Here is a 15058-nt window from a genome sequence, read left to right as displayed (position 1 = left end):
CCGCCTTTCGTGATTGGAGGGGCGCTTGTTTGCAGGGTATGGTGGGCCTGTTCTATCCTGTTTCATAAGGAAAAATGCAAGAGATGTTTCGCTATATCGCCTTATTTGTGGGGCTTGCCCTACTGCCGTCTGCTAGCTTGGCAGACAGGCTTGCTGCGCCGCGGCCTTTGAGTGCTGCGTTTCATGCGGCGGGGCGTGGCGACTGGGCGATGGCCGATCTTCTGGCCTCAAAGGCTGCTCCTGAAGCGCAGGTTTTGATGCAATGGGTAAAGTTGCGCGCAGGCAAAGGCAGCGCCGAAGAGGCGCTTGGCTTTGTGCGCGACTACCCGCATTGGCCTGGTCTTGCGCGGCTGGCGCAGATGAGCGAAGCGGCTGTTTCTGAGGCTGGCGGTGCTGAGCGCATCGCATTTTTTCGTGCGTTTTCACCTCAAAGCAATCGTGGAGTTCTGAGTTATGCTGGGGCGCTGATGGCTGCGGGCGAGCGTGGCGAAGCGGAGGCAACTCTTGTGATGGCATGGCGTAGCTATGACATGGACGGTGCTTTGCAGGCCGAGTATTTGGAGAATTATGCCGATTTGCTGGCCCCGCATCATGAGGCGCGGCTTGATATGGCGCTTTGGCGCGGGCTGTCTGACGATGTCAGCCGCATGCTGCCTTTGGTGAGTGTCGAGCAGCGCGCTTTGGCGGAGGCGCGGCAAGGGCTGCGCGCGGGTGCATCTGATCCTGCGGCTTTGATTGCGGCTGTGCCTGCGGCGCTGCTCGGGCATCCGGGGCTTGGGTATGAAGAGTTTCTCTGGACCTATCATCGCGGGACAAAAGACGAAGCTGTGGCCAAGATGATGGCCAGTAGCGCGGCTGAAAATCTTGGCGAGCCGTTGCGCTGGTCTGGCTGGCGCCGCAGCCTTGTTCGCCAGCTGATGCGCGAAGGCGATGCGCAGGTGGCCTATCAGCTTGCTGCAAACCACGGGCTGCACGACGGCAGCGCCTATGCAGATCTTGAGTGGCTTGCGGGCTATATTGCGCTTCGAAAACTGGGGAAGGCCGCGCAGGCCCTTGTTCATTTTGAGCGGATGAACGAAACGGTTGAGTCGCCTATATCTCTTGGGCGCGCGGGCTTCTGGAAAGGTGAGGCCTTGCAGCAGATGGGCCGGACCGATGAGGCGCTCATAGCCTATCGGTCGGGGGCCGAACATCAGACCAGCTTCTACGGGCTTCTGGCGGCTGAGCGGGCCAAAACAGGCTCTGATATTGCTCTAAAGGGGGCTGAGTATTTCCCCGCATGGCAAGATGCCGCGTTCTACAAGAGCGATCTGGCGCGGATTGTGGAACTGGCAATCAAGAATGATATGTTGAGTCTGGCGGAGCAATTTGTCCTTGCGATGGCGGCGGAAGCGGACCGCAGCACACTTGGACAATTGGGCAACTTTGTAACGGATCTTGGGGCGCCGCATCTTGCCGTGATGCTGGGTAAGGACGCCGCGGGGCGAGGGATTGTTTTGCCTGCGCACTATTATGCGCTGCACCCGATGACGGAAATGCGCTTGCCTGTTCCGATGGAAATGGCGCTGGCGATTGCGCGGCGCGAAAGCGAGTTTGACCCTTCTGTTGCCAGTGGAGTTGGCGCGCTCGGGCTAATGCAAGTGATGCCTGCGACGGCCAAGGAAGTTGCTGAAGGGCTTGGCATAGACTACGCGCGCGACAGTGTTCTGAACGACTGGACCTACAACGCCAAGCTCGGCGCGGCCTACCTTGCGACCCTTTCAGAGCGCTATGACGGGAACGTTGTGATGATTTCTGCAGCTTATAATGCGGGGCCATCACGGCCTGACCGCTGGATGAGCGAGCAGGGAGACCCACGCAAAGGCGAGATGGATGTGATAGACTGGATTGAGGCGATCCCCTTCAATGAGACGCGCAATTACGTGATGCGCGTTGCAGAGAGCCTGCCAGTTTATCGCGCACGGCTCGGCAAGCCTGCGCATCCTGTGCCGTTTACTGAAGAGCTTATTGGAACAACATTGCGCGCAAATAATTAGGCCGCTTTTCGTGCGCGCCAGAGTGTGAAGAGGCCTGCGCAGACGACGACTGCCGCGCCGATGGCGACATTGAGCTCGATGCTTTCACCGAAGACCAAAACGCCAATGAAGCTCACGAAGACAAGCTGAAGATATGCGAAAGGCTGAACGGCGCTGGCCTCGGCGGCCTCATATGTTTTGATCAAGAGCCAGTGGCCGAGTGCCCCTGTGATGCAGAGTGTGCCCATCCATAGCCAATCTGACGAGATCATCGGCTCCCAATAGCTGGCGCCAATCACTGTCATCATCACGGAGCCAGAAACACCTGTCCAAAAGAAGGATGTCGCGGCTGTGTCCTTGCGTGAGGCAAAGCGCGTGAGCAGACCATAGAGCGCAAAGAGCAGTGCTGCGGCGAGCGGGACGATGGCGGCGGGTGAGAAAACACCAAACCCTGGCTTCAGAATGATCAAGACACCGACAAAGCCGATAAAGATTGCTGTCCAGCGCCGCCAGCCGACGACCTCACCGAGAATTGGCCCAGAGAGCGCGGCGACAAGGAGGGGATAGCTTGTGAAAACGGCGTGTGATTCGATAAGGCCAAGGAGAGTGAAGGCATAGATCATCACGCAGATCTCTGTTGCGAGGATAAGGCCTCGTAAAATCTGCAAGAGCGGCTGTTCTGTGCGCGCGGCGGCGCGGATGCCGCCTGCTTTGCGATAGGCGATGGCTGTGACGAAGGCCGCGAAGAACCAATAGCGCACCATCACAACCATGAGCACGTTGTATTCGCTGGCGAGGTGCCGCGATATGCCGTCTTGCACCGCAAAGACGAAGGTCGTTGCGATCATCAGCAGGACGCCGAGGCGAGTGTTGTTGCTGTCGGCCATGTTAAAGCATCCTTGCTGTGGTCATGTGGCGTTTGCGGCCGAAGCCCGTGCGGCGGGTGACATCAAAACCCGCCTCTGCAAGGGCACGGCGTACAAACCCTGCTGCGGTATAAGTCGCGGCTGTGCCTTGAGGCGCAGTCTGCTCTGCAATCTGCGTCATCAGTGCGGGCTCCCAAAGCTCCGGGTTTTTGGCAGGTGAAAATCCGTCAAGAAACCACGCATCAGCTTTTTGGGCCATATTAGAGACTGTATTGCGCGCGTCACCAAGTATAAGAGTGAAGACCAGATCATCCGTTTCAAAGGCAGTTTTACCAGCGGTCCAGTGTGGCGCAAGCTCGGCACTGAGCGCTGCGAGCGCGGGGAAAGCGGCTTGGGCCGCGAGCATGTCTTTGGGCGCCATGGGGAAGGCTTCAAAACTAGTGAAGTGAAGTTTTCCGCTTTGATTGCTCTCGCGCCAAAGCGCAAGGGCGGCCAGGAGATTGAGCCCTGTGCCAAACCCGAGCTCTGCGATATGAAAGCCATCACGGAAGCGCGCAGGGAGATCATTCCCGTCCAGAAAGACGTAGGAAGTCTCCTCCAGCCCGTTTTCAAGGCTGAAATAGGGGTCATCAAAGCGCTGGGACACGGGCACTTGGCCTTCGCGCCACGTAAGCTCGGCTGGCTGGTTCATCTGGGGCTAATCCGATAGAGACGTAATTGAAGGACCATGCAACCGCTGTAAGGGAATGGCAATGGCAGACGTAACAGTGCGCGGCGCGGGAATATTTGGCCTGTCGGTGGCATGGGCTTGTTTGGAAAAGGGCGCACGCGTGCGCGTGATTGACCCCAACGGTGTTGGCGGCGGGGCGAGTGGTGGCATTGTAGGAGCCCTTGCGCCTCATGTGCCCGAGAATTGGAACGAGAAGAAGGAGTTCCAGTTTCAAAGTCTGATCGCAGCAGAGGCCTTTTGGGAAAATGTTGGTAATTGGGCCAAGTTAGAAACTAGTTATGCTCGCACAGGCAGGGTTCAACCCTTGGCCGACGAGCGCGCTGTGGCACTTGCACGAGCACGGGCCATAAGCGCAAAAGAGCTGTGGCGCGGTCAGGCAGAATGGCAGGTCGTAGGCCGTGAAGCGCTCAGCGGTCCGTTGCCTGAGAGTGAAACGGGGCTTTATGTCTTTGATACGCTGACGGCGCGGATGTTTCCGCGGCAGGCTTGCAAAGCGCTAGCGGCAGCGATTGTGGCGCGGGGCGGGGAGGTTCTGCTCGAGGGCGACGACCAAGGCTCTGTTGTCTGGGCGAGCGGCGTACATGATCTTGAGCGGCTCTCGGCGCATTTTGACAAAGATGTTGGAAATGCTGTGAAGGGCCAAGGGGCTTTGCTGAGGTTTGATATGCGTGACGGACCGCAGATCTTTGCGAATACGGTTCATATGGTACCGCATTGGAACGGGACTGTTGCCATTGGCTCGACAAGTGAGCGGGTTTTCGAGCATGCAAGCGATACCGATGCGCAGCTTGATTTGGTTTTGGAAAAGGCTTGTGCAGCGCTGCCAGTCTTGCGTGAGGCCGAAGTGTTAGAACGCTGGGCAGGACTGAGGCCGCGCGCCAAGAGCCGTGCGCCTATGCTGGGACGGCATCCGCTCTTTGAGGGGGCGTATATTGCGAATGGCGGGTTTAAGATCGGGTTTGGTATGGCAGTTGAAGTCGGGCGGGTGATAGCCTCACTGATTCTGGAAGAAATAGACACTATTCCAGCAGAGTTTACACCAGAAGCCTCACTCTAGTCTCTTCGAATTGGCTGCGCCAATCCGACCCGCTGGGGGGCTTTGCCCCCCAGACCCCCCAGGATATTTTAAAAAGAGGAAGGCTTAGACTTCAGCTTCGGCTGTCATGATTTGTCGGCCATCTGCAGCACGGACCCAGAGGGTGTTGCCGTTCAGGCAGAGAGTGGCTGTTTCGGTGTGCATCAGTGGAGAGCTCCCGCGGAAAGAGAAGGCTTTGAGTGGACCGAGGTGTTGCGTGGCCATGAGCATAAGACGTTGAGCGAGCAGTGGCCCGTGAACAACAAGACCTGTGTAGTGCTCGACATCGCGGGCATATGTTTCGTCGTAATGAATGCGATGACCATTGAAAGTGAGTGCCGAGTAACGAAACAGCAGCGTTGCGTTAAAGCTGTGCGACTCAAGGTGGGTTTCGTTTCTGGCGGCTTGGGGCACGATCGGCGCGGGCGCATCAGGCGAAGCGTCTTCACGGTAGACAAGATCTTGATACTCGGTGAGCTTGAGCGCGCCGTCTTGCAGGATATCATGACGCAGGGTGACAAAGGCGAGTGGCCCTGTGCGGCCTTGCTTTTGCTTGGCGGTATCCAGTGTTGTTTGTTTTTCCGCACTTTGCCCTGTGATGAGTGTTTCATGAAAGGCAAGACGGCCACCAGCCCACATGCGGCGGGGCAAGCCGAAATCAGGGATGAGCGCGCTGCCCTTGGCGGGGTGACCATCGCGGCCCAAGGCTTCGGGCGGCTCGGCCTGCCAGAAATAGAGCTGGTGGAAGAAAGGTGGGAGAGGGTCACCCGCTTGAAGGCGCGTGGACAGGCCCAAGCTGGCGGCGCATGCGTTTGCGCGGGCTGGATCGAGGATATCTGTTCTGTGTTCCATCAAGGTGACCTATAGTGTTTATGGGCAAACTAGCTTGCTTGGGGGGAATGACAAGATGAGCGTGAAAATTGCGGCGCTTGATCACTTGGTTCTGACAGTGACGGATTTGGCGCGCAGCGCAGCTTTTTATGAGGCTGCGCTTGGGATGCGACACGAGACATTTACAGGCACTGACGGCACGAAGCGGCACGCGCTTTTGTTTGGCGGGCAGAAGATCAACCTGCACCAGGCCGGAGTAGAATTTGCCCCACATGCGCGGCGACCCACGGTGGGGAGCGCGGATCTTTGTTTTTTGCTTGAGGGTCGAATGAACCTGACAGTTGCCGCGCTTGAGGCGCTCGGTGTCAGCATTGAGGATGGGCCAATCTGGCGCACGGGGGCGCGGGGGCCGATCAATTCGATCTACATTAGGGATCCAGACGGTAATTTAATTGAGCTTTCCGAACCGCTTTAGGGGATCGTTACTTTTTTGTGCCAAGCTGAATTGAGGTTTTCAGGCTGCGTTGACAGGCACTTTGGGCACTGCGACAAGGCTTTAAAAGTTTGTGCGAGTAAAGGGCAGTTTTATGAAGATCGCGATGATTGGCACGGGATACGTGGGTCTTGTTTCGGGGGTGTGCTTCTCCGATTTTGGGCATGACGTTGTCTGTGTCGATATGGACCCTGCCAAGATTGAGATGCTCAAACGGGGCGAAGTGCCTATCTTTGAGCCTGGTCTCGATACGTTGATGGCGAAGAATGTAGCGGCTGGGCGGCTGACATTCACCACCGATCTTGAAGAAGCCGTGCAGGGGGTAGAAGCGGTGTTTATCGCTGCGGGTACGCCGACGCGGCGGGGCGATGGCCATGCCGACCTGACCTATGTGATGGCTGTGGCTGAACAGGTTGCTCAGGCCCTCACGGGCTATGCTGTAATTGTGACGAAGTCGACGGTGCCAGTGGGCACAAACCGGCAAGTGAAACAGGCTGTGCGCAAGGCCAACCCTGCGCTTGACTTTGATGTGGCGTCAAACCCCGAATTCCTGCGGGAGGGTGCGGCAATTGATGACTTTATGAAGCCTGACCGTGTGGTTTTGGGCGTGCAGTCGGACCGTGCCGACGAGATCATGCGTGAGGTGTACCGGCCACTGTTCTTGCGTGACTTTCCGATCGTAACGACCGATCTTGAGAGCGCTGAAATGATTAAATACGCAGCCAACGCGTTTTTGGCGACAAAGATCACTTTTATCAACGAGATTGCCGCGCTTTGTGAGCTGACGGGAGCGGACGTGAAGCAGGTGAGTAAAGGGATTGGGCTCGACGGGCGGATCGGCAATAAGTTTTTACATGCGGGTCCAGGTTATGGTGGCTCGTGCTTTCCTAAAGATACGAAGGCGCTTGCGAGGATTGGGCAGGAGCACGGCCTGCCAATGCAGATCACCGAGACGGTCATCAAGGTCAATGAAGAGATCAAGGATCGCATGATTCAGAAGCTGCTCGATCTTGTGGAAGGGAGCTTCAACGGCAAGATCGTTGTGGTGCTTGGCGTGACTTTCAAGCCAAACACCGATGATATGCGCGCGAGTCCCGCGCTAAAGATTGTACCAGCGATGATCGGTGGCGGAGCCAAAGTGCGTGTCGTTGACCCGTAGGGGAGGCATGAAGGCGAGGCTCAGCTCCCTGGCGTGCAATGGGCAGAAGACGCATATAAGGCAGCGCAGAACGCTGACCTGATGGTGATTCTGACGCAGTGGAACGAGTTCCGCGCGCTTGATCTGAAAAAGATAGCCAAGAAAATGAATACACCCAAGCTGGCCGACTTGCGCAATATTTATTCAGAGCGTGACGCCAAGAAGGCGGGCTTTGAAGCTTATGTTTCTGTTGGGCGGCGCGATTACTTTCGCACGGAAGACTAGCCTCCTTGCGGGTGTTTATCGCCCCTTCCAGACAGGGTCTCTCTTTTCGGCAAAAGCGCGGGCGCCTTCTAGTCCGTCTTCGGAGCCGTAAAGGATGTCTACGCTAGAGAGCTGTCGCTGGGTGATCCGGTTCATCGCATCCTGAAACTTGCTGTCTTCGGCGTCGCGTACGATTTCTTTGATTGCGGCATAGACAAGGGGTGGTCCAGACGCGAGCAGGCGCGCCATATCCCAGGCCTGGTCCATGAGTTCTTTGGCTGGGTGAATATGGTTCACGATGCCCCAGCCTTTTGCTTCTTCGGCGTCAAACCAACGGCCCGTAAGTAAAAGTTCCATCGCAATATGATAGGGGATGCGTTTGGGCAGTTTAACGCTCGCCGCATCGGCCACCGTGCCTGAGCGAATTTCGGGCAGCGCAAAGGTGGCATGGTCGGCTGCTAGGATGATATCGGCAGAGAGCGCCCACTCAAGCCCGCCCCCACAGCAGATACCATTGACCGCAGCGATGACTGGTTTGTTGAGGTCGCGCAGTTCTTGCAGCCCGCCAAAGCCACCCACGCCATAGTCACCATCAACGGCGTCACCGTCGGCTGCGCCTTTCAGGTCCCAACCCGGGCAAAAGAACTTTTCGCCAGCGCCTGTGATAATGCAGACGCGCAGATCAGGGTCATCGCGGAAACTGGCAAATGTGTCCCCCATGATGCGTGAGGTGGCAAGGTCGATTGCATTGGCTTTGGGCCGGTCCAGTGTGACTTCGAGGATGCCACCGTCGCGGCGTGTCTTTATGGGGCTCATGGTCTGGCCTTTCTTATGAGGGCATCTACAGCAACGGCGCGGGTTGGCGTGCAGAGGAGCGGGTTGATTTCAACTTCGCCAATATGCGGCGCATGTGCAACGACATAGTCTTGAACGCTCAGGATCGCCTCAACGATCGCCTCTATATTGGCGGCAGGTTTGCCGCGGTAGCCTGTGAGCAAAGGCGCACATTTGAGCTTTGTTAGAGCCTGTTTTATGTCGTTGTCCGTCACAGGCAGGAGCATGGAAACAGTATCTTGCAAAAGTTCTGTTAGGACACCACCCGCGCCCAGCGTAAGCAAGAGGCCATGGGCCTCGTCGCGTGTCACGCCGACAAGTAGCTCGGCCACAGCGCCTGTTGCCATCTCCTCGACAAGCCAGCTCACCCCTCCCATTGCTTCAGCAGCAGTCTGTACCTCTTCCGCAAACATCAGGCCAAGAGCGACACCGCCTGCATCAGACTTATGCGCCATCCCTTCAGCCTTGAGCGCGAGAGGGAAGACGAGGCCTGCGAGCTGAGCGGCAAGGCCTTCAAGCGAGGTCAATCGCAAAGATGCAGGAACAGGCACACCAACGTTTGAAAGCTCAGTCTTTGAGGCGTGTTCACTTAGCGTCTCTGCGAGGCCAAGCGCGCCGCCCCGGAGTGGCGGCTGCGGATTTACGACAGCGGGAAGCGCAGCAGCTTCTACGGCGGTGATTGCCTCGGTGAGTCCCATGAAGGGCACGACGCCTGCCGCCATAAATCGCGCTGCCACATCAAGTGGCAGGAGTTCTGGCAATGTCGCCACAACGCCATAGGGCCGCCCTGTTTGCTGCGCCGCACCGAGGATTGCATCTGTTGCGCAGGCCCAGTCTGTCGCATCGGTGTGTGGGTAGTCGACAATGGCCAGGGTTATGCCTGTTTCGGGGCCTGCGAGGGCGGCAAAGGTCTCTGTCATGCGCGCGGTGTCACGCCATATGTAGGTATGGTAATCGAGCGGATTGGCAAGTGCCACTTTGGGGCCAAGCGCTTCGAAAAGTGTTTTGCGCTGTGGCCCAGAAAGCGGGGGAAAGCTCAGGGCGCGGCCGTGGGCTGTATCTGCGGCAAGACTGGCCTCCCCGCCCGAGCATGAGACAGTCGCAAGGCTCGCGCGGTCAAGTCGCCCAACAGTATGTAGGAGTTTGAGTGTTTCCAGAAAGCTGGGGATGTCAGGAACACGCGGGATACCGAGACGGGCCAGCAGAGCATTGGCGCCTGCATGGCTGCCCGCAAGAGAAGCTGTATGCGAGACCGTCGCCGCCTGAGCGTGCTCCGATTTACCAACCTTAAGCGCAAGGAGTGGGATGCCCTTGCCCTCGGCCTTGAGCGCCAGCGCGTGCCATTCTGCGGTGTCGCCAAAGCCTTCGATGTGAAGGCCAATCGCGGTGACTCGAGGGTCATCGAGCAGGGCCATGGCAATCTCTGCCTGCGATGTTTGCGCCATGTTTCCGCAGGCCACAACATAGGCGATCGGCAAGGCGCGCTTCTGCATGGTGAGGTTGATGGCGATGTTGGAGCTTTGTGCAAGGATCGCTACGCCGCGCTCAACACGGCTGCATCCATGCTGGTCTGGCCAGATCGCGGCCCCTTCAAGTGCGTTGATGAAGCCATAGCAGTTCGGCCCGAGGATGGGCATGTCGCCTGCGGCCTCGACAAGTTCGGCTTGCAAATCTGCCCCGTCAGAAAGCTCCGCGCCTGCCTCCGAAAACCCGCTGGCAAAACAAACCGCTCCGCCCGCCTCGAGCGCTCGAAGCTCGCGCACGATATCAATCGTTACCGTGCGATTGACGCCAATGAAGGCCGCATCAATCGGGCCATCCCATTCAGCTAGCGATCGAACGGCCTGCCGCCCGGCAATGACCTTGCCTTCGGGATGCACTGGGAAAATCTCTCCGTCATAGCCGATCATCTCGGCGGCTTTGATGATCGAGGCGCACCATGCTCCACCACCGATCACAGCAATGGCACGTGGATTCAAAAGTCTGGAAAGATCGCAACCCATTGTCTTCTTCTCTTTAAAAATATCCCGGGGGGTGCGGGGGGCTGGCCCCCGCTGCCGCGATTTGGCGAAGCCTAAGCGCAAAACCTCAGCCACCGAGCGGGCGCAGCAGATCGCGGCTGATGATGTGGCGTTGGATTTCCGATGTGCCTTCCCAGATCCGCTCGACCCGTGCATCGCGCCAGATCCGCTCCAGCGGCAGTTCGTCCATAAGGCCCATGCCGCCGTGTATCTGGATCGCTTCGTCCGCAACCATGGCGAGCACCTCTGTCGCCTTCAGTTTGGCCATCGACATATCAGCTTCGGTCACTGAGCCTTGATCAAACTTCCAGCCCGCTTCCCAAGTGAGCAGGTTGGCCGCCTTGATTTCAAGCGCCATGTCGGCGAGCTTGAAAGACACGCCTTGAAACTTTGATATTTGTTGTCCGAATTGCTTGCGCTCGGCGGAATAGGCGAGCGCATGTTCAAAGGCGCGTTCGGCGCGGCCCAATGACGTAGCGGCGACTTGTAGGCGCGTTGCGCCGAGCCAGTCGTTGGCCACTTGAAAGCCTTTGTGAACCTCGCCCAGAACGGCAGAGCGTGGCAGGCGGCAGTTGTCAAACTCGAGCACTGCGTTGGTGTAGCCGCGGTGCGAAACGTTGCGGTAGCCCTCGCGGACAGTGAAGCCGGGTGTGCCTTTGTCGACAAAAAATGCGGTGATCAGCTTTTTCTTGCCACGCGGCGTTTCTTCTTCGCCTGTCGCCATAAAGACGATGGCGAAATCGGCAATGTCGGCGTGGGAGATAAAGTGCTTTGTCCCGTTCAAAACAAAGTCGTCGCCATCTTCTTTGGCTGTCGCCGTCATGCCGCGCAAATCAGAGCCTGCGCCTGGCTCTGTCATAGCGAGGCAATCCCATTTCTCGCCTTTGATACAGGGGTAGAGATATTTTTCGCGTTGTTCGTCCGAGCCTGCGAGCAGGATGTTTGAGGGTCGCGCAACGCAGGTCCAATGGAGCGCATAGTTGGCGCGGCCGAGTTCTTTTTCATACATCAGCCATGAGAGCGTATCGAGGCCTGCGCCGCCGACCTCTTCGGGCATATTGGCTGCGTAGAGCCCTGCAGCCATGGCTTTGGGCTGAATTTCTTTGATTAGCTCCATCGGCAGATGCCCCGTGCGCTCGACCAGCGCCTCATGCGGATATAGCTCTTTTTCGACAAAGGCGCGTGTGGTGTCGATGATCATTTGTTGTTCTTCGGTCGGGGCGAAGTGCATGGCGCTGTCCTTTTGCTGGTTGATCAAAGCTTAGGGTGCTTGCGCGCCGGTGTCGTGCAGATTTAGAAGTATTCATGCAGATTTGGAAGAATCACACCGCCGCAGTGCAGCAGATTGACGTGCTCTTGTTTGATGCGTTTTCAGGGCTTTGCCTTGCGAACACGATCGAGCCGATGCGCGCGGCCAATACGCTGACGGGGCGCACGTTGTATAGCTGGCGCTTGCTGACAGTGGATGGCGCGCCTGCAACCTCCTCAAGCGGGATGTCTGTTGCTGCGCATGGCGCGTTGAGCGGGCAGAGCGGGGATATGCTGATTGCTATGCCGAGCTATGAGTTCGCTCGCCACGCGAATGAGACCACGCGCCGTGCCTTGCGGGCCGCAGCGGGGCGCTACTCAGTCTTGGCGGGGTTTGACACGGGGAGCTGGCTTTTGGCGGATGCGGGACTTCTCAACAGGCGGCGTGCGACCATTCACTGGGAGGAGTTGGAGCGTTTTGGCGAAGCCTTTCCAGATGTCCAAACCGAGCGGGCGAGATTTGTTGAGGAGCAGGACCGTGTCACATGTTCGGGCGCGCAGGCCGCGTTTGACGTTATGAGCCACCGTATTGGCGCGCGGCATGGGCAGGCGCTCAGACTGGAGCTGGCGTCATTGTTCATGAGTCCTGATGAAGGAACGCCACAAGACGTGCCTGTGGCGCGGGGGAGAAGCGTGTCACGGGCGATCAGGCTGATGCAGGAGCATGTCGAGCAGCCCTTGCCGATGGGCGAGATCGCGCGGCAGATTGGACGCAGCCAGAAAGACCTCGAGGCGCGGATGAAACGCGAGCTGGGCGCGGTACCGCGCGCTGTCTATCGCCGTATAAGGCTTTTGGTTGCGCGGAAACTCTTGAAGGAGAGCGACTTGCCGATGGCCGAAGTGGCTTTGCGTGTGGGTTATCAGGACGCAAGCGCGATGGCGCGGGCGTATAAGGCAGAGTTTGGTTTGAGACCGAGCGGCGAGCGTTCGGGCTAGCGGCTTCGGACGCTTCGCGTCCGACCCATGCGAGGGGGCGCTGCCCCCTCGCGCTCCCCCGGGATATTTTCAGAAAGAAAAAGGGTCAGGAAGCGTAGTTTGAGCCTTCTTCGTCAAGGATGGCTTTGAGCTCGGCGAGGTGGCGGGTGTCTTGTTCGGGGTAGCTTTCGAGCTCTTGCGCGGTTTTCTCGGCGATGTCGTCAGGGAGGATGCGAAGCGGCTGGCCCGTTTGCAAAGCGCGGATGTAGGTTTCTGCGGCGCGCTCGAAGTAATAGAGGCGGTTGAAAGTTTCGGCCACTGTCGCGCCAATGATCAGAACGCCGTGATTGCCCATGATCATGACTTTTTGTTTGGGGTCTTTGAAGAGTGCGGCGCAGCGTGCGCCTTCGTCTTCAAAGGCGAGGCCGCCGTAGTTCTGATCTATTATATACCGATTGAAAAACGTGGCGCAGTTCTGGTCGATAGGCGGCAGGCGGCTGTCTGCCAGAGAGGCCAGCACTGTCGCATGGATCGAATGGACGTGCATGGCGCAGCGGGCATGCTTGCAGGCGCGGTGCAAGCCGCCGTGTAGGCCCCATGCTGTCGGGTCGGGGGCGTTTGGGCCTCCCAGAGTGCTCTGATTACTGGCGTCGATCTCGAGCATGTCGGAGGCTTTGACGCGCGAGAAATGCATCTGGTTGGGGTTCATCAGGAAGCGTGTGCCATCGTCATTGACGGCGAGGCTGAAATGATTGGCGACGCCTTCGTGCATTTTGAGCCGTGCGGTCCAGCGGAAGGCGGCTGCGAGATCAACGCGCTCCTGCCAGTGGGTTAGGTTTGAGGTGCTCATGCTAGTTCTTCCTCTGAAATAAGGGGTTTGGAGGGAACCCATGTGTAGCCGTCCTGACAGAGGATATAGGCCTCACGCAAGCCATGTGGTTTATCAGCGGGCGCTTGGAGAAGTGTGCCGCCAGCGGCGACGCATTGGGCCGCAGCGTGTTCGGGATCACACTCGTAGAGGCGGATTTCGAGGCCTGCGCCGCGGGGCGGATTTTCGTGCAGGAGGCCTAACAATGGGTTGGAGTGATAGGTGCTGTCTGCATGAAGCTGAAGGACGTGTTCGCCATGTGTCAGGATGGCGAAATCCGCGGAGAGACGTTTTGCTGCCATTCCAAAGACAGTCTCTAAAAAAGCTGCTGTCCACTTTACATCGGTGACCAGCAAGTTGAGGCCAAAGCCTTTGAGCGAGGCGCCAAAGTCTTCTGGGCTGACGGTTTCGAAATCCATTTGGCTCTCCTTGAACATGGGCAGGCTTCGTGCAACCTTTGAACAAATCCGGCGCCGCCGGTAAATATGTATCTGGCGAGGAGTGGCACATGCCTTCGCAATTTGTGACACCAGATTTGGGTGAATTCCAGAGATTTGACGATGCTTGCTCTGCTGTGGCTCAGCTGGAGGCGCTTTATGAAGCGTCTTGCGAGTTCTTGTGTAAGGCCTTTTCCAAAGCGATGAAGGCTGCTCCAGAGGGAAAGCGGATCAGGGCTTACTACCCGATGGTGCGCATCGAGACGACGAGTTATGCGCAAATTGACAGTCGTCTGAGTTATGGCCACGTGAGCCAGCCGGGGCGGCACGAAGCGACCATTACGCGGCCTGACCTTTTTCGAAATTATCTCATTCAGCAGATCGAACTCATTATGGAAAACCATGGTGTGCATGTGGAGATCGGGTATTCGGATACGCCGATGCCGATCCATTTTGCTGTGGCCAATGACTCGCGCATTTCTGTACCCCAAGAGGGGGCAGCGCAATTTACGCTTCGTGATGTGTTTGATGTACCGGATTTAGGTACGACAAACGACGACATCGTAAATGGAACTCACCAGCCTGCCGAAGGGGTGGCGGGACCACTGGCGCCGTTTACGGCGCAGCGCGTCGATTATTCTTTGGCGCGGTTGTCGCATTATACGGCCACAGCGCCAGAGCACTTCCAGAACCATGTTCTCTTCACAAATTACCAGTTTTATGTGAGCGAGTTTGAAGCCTATGATCGCGCTATGCTGGCCGATAAGACCAGCGGCTATACGATCTTTGTCGGTACGGGCAACGCAGAGATTGCCGACGCCGATGCCCCCTTGGAAGCTTCGTCCAAGCTGCCGCAGATGCCAACGTATCATCTCAAGCGCGCGGACGGCTCGGGGATCACTCTGGTGAACATCGGGGTTGGTCCATCGAATGCTAAGACCGCGACCGATCATATTGCTGTCTTGCGACCGCATGCTTGGATTATGGTGGGACATTGCGCGGGACTGAGAAACAGCCAGCTTCTGGGTGACTTTGTCTTGGCGCATGCCTATCTGCGCGAAGATAAGGTCCTTGATGACGATTTGCCCGTTTGGGTGCCTGTGCCAGCGCTGGCGGAGATCCAGATTGCGCTTGAAGAGGCTGTTGCTGAGGTCACTGAACTGAAGGGTTACGAGCTGAAACGGCTGATGCGGACGGGGACTGTGGCCAGCCTCGACAATCGAAATTGGGAGCTGCGCGAAACGGAGGGGCCAGTGCAACGCT

The 15058-nt window shown here is 57.7% G+C and carries 13 protein-coding genes and 1 pseudogene; 6 read left to right on the top strand and 8 right to left on the bottom strand.

Annotated features, from left to right (window positions below; translation table 11 throughout):
- Positions 1-74 precede the first annotated feature (74 nt).
- On the top strand, positions 75-2036 hold the full coding sequence (locus tag P8O11_RS03445) for a lytic transglycosylase domain-containing protein (RefSeq protein WP_300291671.1): 1962 nt from the start codon (positions 75-77) through the stop codon (positions 2034-2036).
- On the opposite strand, the gene P8O11_RS03440 is transcribed toward P8O11_RS03445, so the two are convergent.
- Positions 2033-2902 carry a DMT family transporter gene (locus P8O11_RS03440; RefSeq protein WP_300291669.1) on the bottom strand — a complete coding sequence of 290 codons (870 nt, stop codon included), beginning with the start codon at positions 2900-2902 and terminating at the stop codon, positions 2033-2035. The genes P8O11_RS03445 and P8O11_RS03440 overlap by 4 nt on opposite strands.
- A 1-nt stretch (position 2903) precedes the next feature.
- The gene (gene mnmD, locus P8O11_RS03435) at positions 2904-3572 is read right to left on the bottom strand and encodes a tRNA (5-methylaminomethyl-2-thiouridine)(34)-methyltransferase MnmD (RefSeq protein ID WP_300291667.1); all 669 of its coding nucleotides are present in this window, start codon (positions 3570-3572) and stop codon (positions 2904-2906) included.
- 61 nt (positions 3573-3633) lie between these two features.
- Here mnmD and P8O11_RS03430 point away from each other — a divergent pair, with 61 nt between their 5' ends.
- Positions 3634-4668 (top strand): FAD-binding oxidoreductase, encoded by a 1035-nt coding sequence (locus tag P8O11_RS03430; protein WP_300291665.1) that lies wholly within the window; start codon positions 3634-3636, stop codon positions 4666-4668.
- An 84-nt stretch (positions 4669-4752) separates the two neighbouring features.
- Here the strand turns inward: P8O11_RS03430 and P8O11_RS03425 are convergent, their stop codons facing one another.
- Positions 4753-5538 (bottom strand): MaoC family dehydratase N-terminal domain-containing protein, encoded by a 786-nt coding sequence (locus tag P8O11_RS03425; protein ID WP_300291662.1) that lies wholly within the window; start codon positions 5536-5538, stop codon positions 4753-4755.
- Between the two features lie 55 nt (positions 5539-5593).
- Here P8O11_RS03425 and P8O11_RS03420 point away from each other — a divergent pair, with 55 nt between their 5' ends.
- Complete coding sequence (locus tag P8O11_RS03420; protein WP_300291660.1) at positions 5594-5992, top strand: VOC family protein; 399 nt, start codon at positions 5594-5596, stop codon at positions 5990-5992.
- Positions 5993-6104: 112 nt separating this feature from the next.
- Positions 6105-7433: pseudogene (locus tag P8O11_RS03415) on the top strand (UDP-glucose/GDP-mannose dehydrogenase family protein).
- Between the two features lie 15 nt (positions 7434-7448).
- Here the strand turns inward: P8O11_RS03415 and P8O11_RS03410 are convergent.
- The 3 genes from P8O11_RS03410 to P8O11_RS03400 all read right to left on the bottom strand — a co-directional run bounded on the left by P8O11_RS03410 (position 7449) and on the right by P8O11_RS03400 (position 11498).
- Entirely contained in the window at positions 7449-8228 is a 780-nt protein-coding gene (locus tag P8O11_RS03410) for a carnitinyl-CoA dehydratase (RefSeq protein ID WP_300291658.1), read from the bottom strand.
- Positions 8225-10249 (bottom strand): acetate--CoA ligase family protein, encoded by a 2025-nt coding sequence (locus P8O11_RS03405; RefSeq protein WP_300291656.1) that lies wholly within the window; start codon positions 10247-10249, stop codon positions 8225-8227. Before P8O11_RS03405 ends, P8O11_RS03410 begins: the two co-directional genes overlap by 4 nt.
- Before the next feature lie 85 nt (positions 10250-10334).
- Positions 10335-11498, bottom strand: a complete 1164-nt coding sequence (locus P8O11_RS03400; protein WP_300291654.1) for an acyl-CoA dehydrogenase family protein — start codon at positions 11496-11498, stop codon at positions 10335-10337.
- A 74-nt stretch (positions 11499-11572) separates the two neighbouring features.
- Between P8O11_RS03400 and P8O11_RS03395 the strand changes: the two genes are divergently transcribed.
- Complete coding sequence (locus tag P8O11_RS03395; protein WP_300291652.1) at positions 11573-12511, top strand: GlxA family transcriptional regulator; 939 nt, start codon at positions 11573-11575, stop codon at positions 12509-12511.
- A gap of 85 nt (positions 12512-12596) precedes the next feature.
- On the opposite strand, the gene P8O11_RS03390 is transcribed toward P8O11_RS03395, so the two are convergent.
- The gene (locus P8O11_RS03390) at positions 12597-13340 is read right to left on the bottom strand and encodes a class II aldolase and adducin N-terminal domain-containing protein (RefSeq protein ID WP_300291650.1); all 744 of its coding nucleotides are present in this window, start codon (positions 13338-13340) and stop codon (positions 12597-12599) included.
- Positions 13337-13777 (bottom strand): glyoxalase, encoded by a 441-nt coding sequence (locus tag P8O11_RS03385; protein ID WP_300291648.1) that lies wholly within the window; start codon positions 13775-13777, stop codon positions 13337-13339. The genes P8O11_RS03390 and P8O11_RS03385 overlap by 4 nt, the downstream gene beginning before the upstream one ends.
- A gap of 89 nt (positions 13778-13866) precedes the next feature.
- Between P8O11_RS03385 and P8O11_RS03380 the strand changes: the two genes are divergently transcribed.
- The coding region (locus tag P8O11_RS03380; protein WP_300291646.1) for an AMP nucleosidase at positions 13867-15058 on the top strand (1192 nt) is incomplete at its 3' end.

Source organism: Lentibacter sp. (genome assembly GCF_029254145.1).
In the GTDB taxonomy this organism is placed as follows: domain Bacteria; phylum Pseudomonadota; class Alphaproteobacteria; order Rhodobacterales; family Rhodobacteraceae; genus Lentibacter.
Note: the sequence above shows the minus strand (reverse complement) of the source record. Positions and strands in the feature narration are given on the sequence as shown.

Coding starts and splice junctions, on each gene's coding strand:
- P8O11_RS03400 (WP_300291654.1), bottom strand. CDS start 11,498: ATGCACTTCGCCCCGACCGAAGAACAACAAATGATCATCGACACCACA.
- P8O11_RS03390 (WP_300291650.1), bottom strand. CDS start 13,340: ATGAGCACCTCAAACCTAACCCACTGGCAGGAGCGCGTTGATCTCGCA.
- P8O11_RS03420 (WP_300291660.1), top strand. CDS start 5,594: ATGAGCGTGAAAATTGCGGCGCTTGATCACTTGGTTCTGACAGTGACG.
- P8O11_RS03425 (WP_300291662.1), bottom strand. CDS start 5,538: ATGGAACACAGAACAGATATCCTCGATCCAGCCCGCGCAAACGCATGC.
- P8O11_RS03445 (WP_300291671.1), top strand. CDS start 75: ATGCAAGAGATGTTTCGCTATATCGCCTTATTTGTGGGGCTTGCCCTA.
- mnmD (WP_300291667.1), bottom strand. CDS start 3,572: ATGAACCAGCCAGCCGAGCTTACGTGGCGCGAAGGCCAAGTGCCCGTG.
- P8O11_RS03430 (WP_300291665.1), top strand. CDS start 3,634: ATGGCAGACGTAACAGTGCGCGGCGCGGGAATATTTGGCCTGTCGGTG.
- P8O11_RS03410 (WP_300291658.1), bottom strand. CDS start 8,228: ATGAGCCCCATAAAGACACGCCGCGACGGTGGCATCCTCGAAGTCACA.
- P8O11_RS03395 (WP_300291652.1), top strand. CDS start 11,573: ATGCAGATTTGGAAGAATCACACCGCCGCAGTGCAGCAGATTGACGTG.
- P8O11_RS03405 (WP_300291656.1), bottom strand. CDS start 10,249: ATGGGTTGCGATCTTTCCAGACTTTTGAATCCACGTGCCATTGCTGTG.
- P8O11_RS03440 (WP_300291669.1), bottom strand. CDS start 2,902: ATGGCCGACAGCAACAACACTCGCCTCGGCGTCCTGCTGATGATCGCA.
- P8O11_RS03385 (WP_300291648.1), bottom strand. CDS start 13,777: ATGGATTTCGAAACCGTCAGCCCAGAAGACTTTGGCGCCTCGCTCAAA.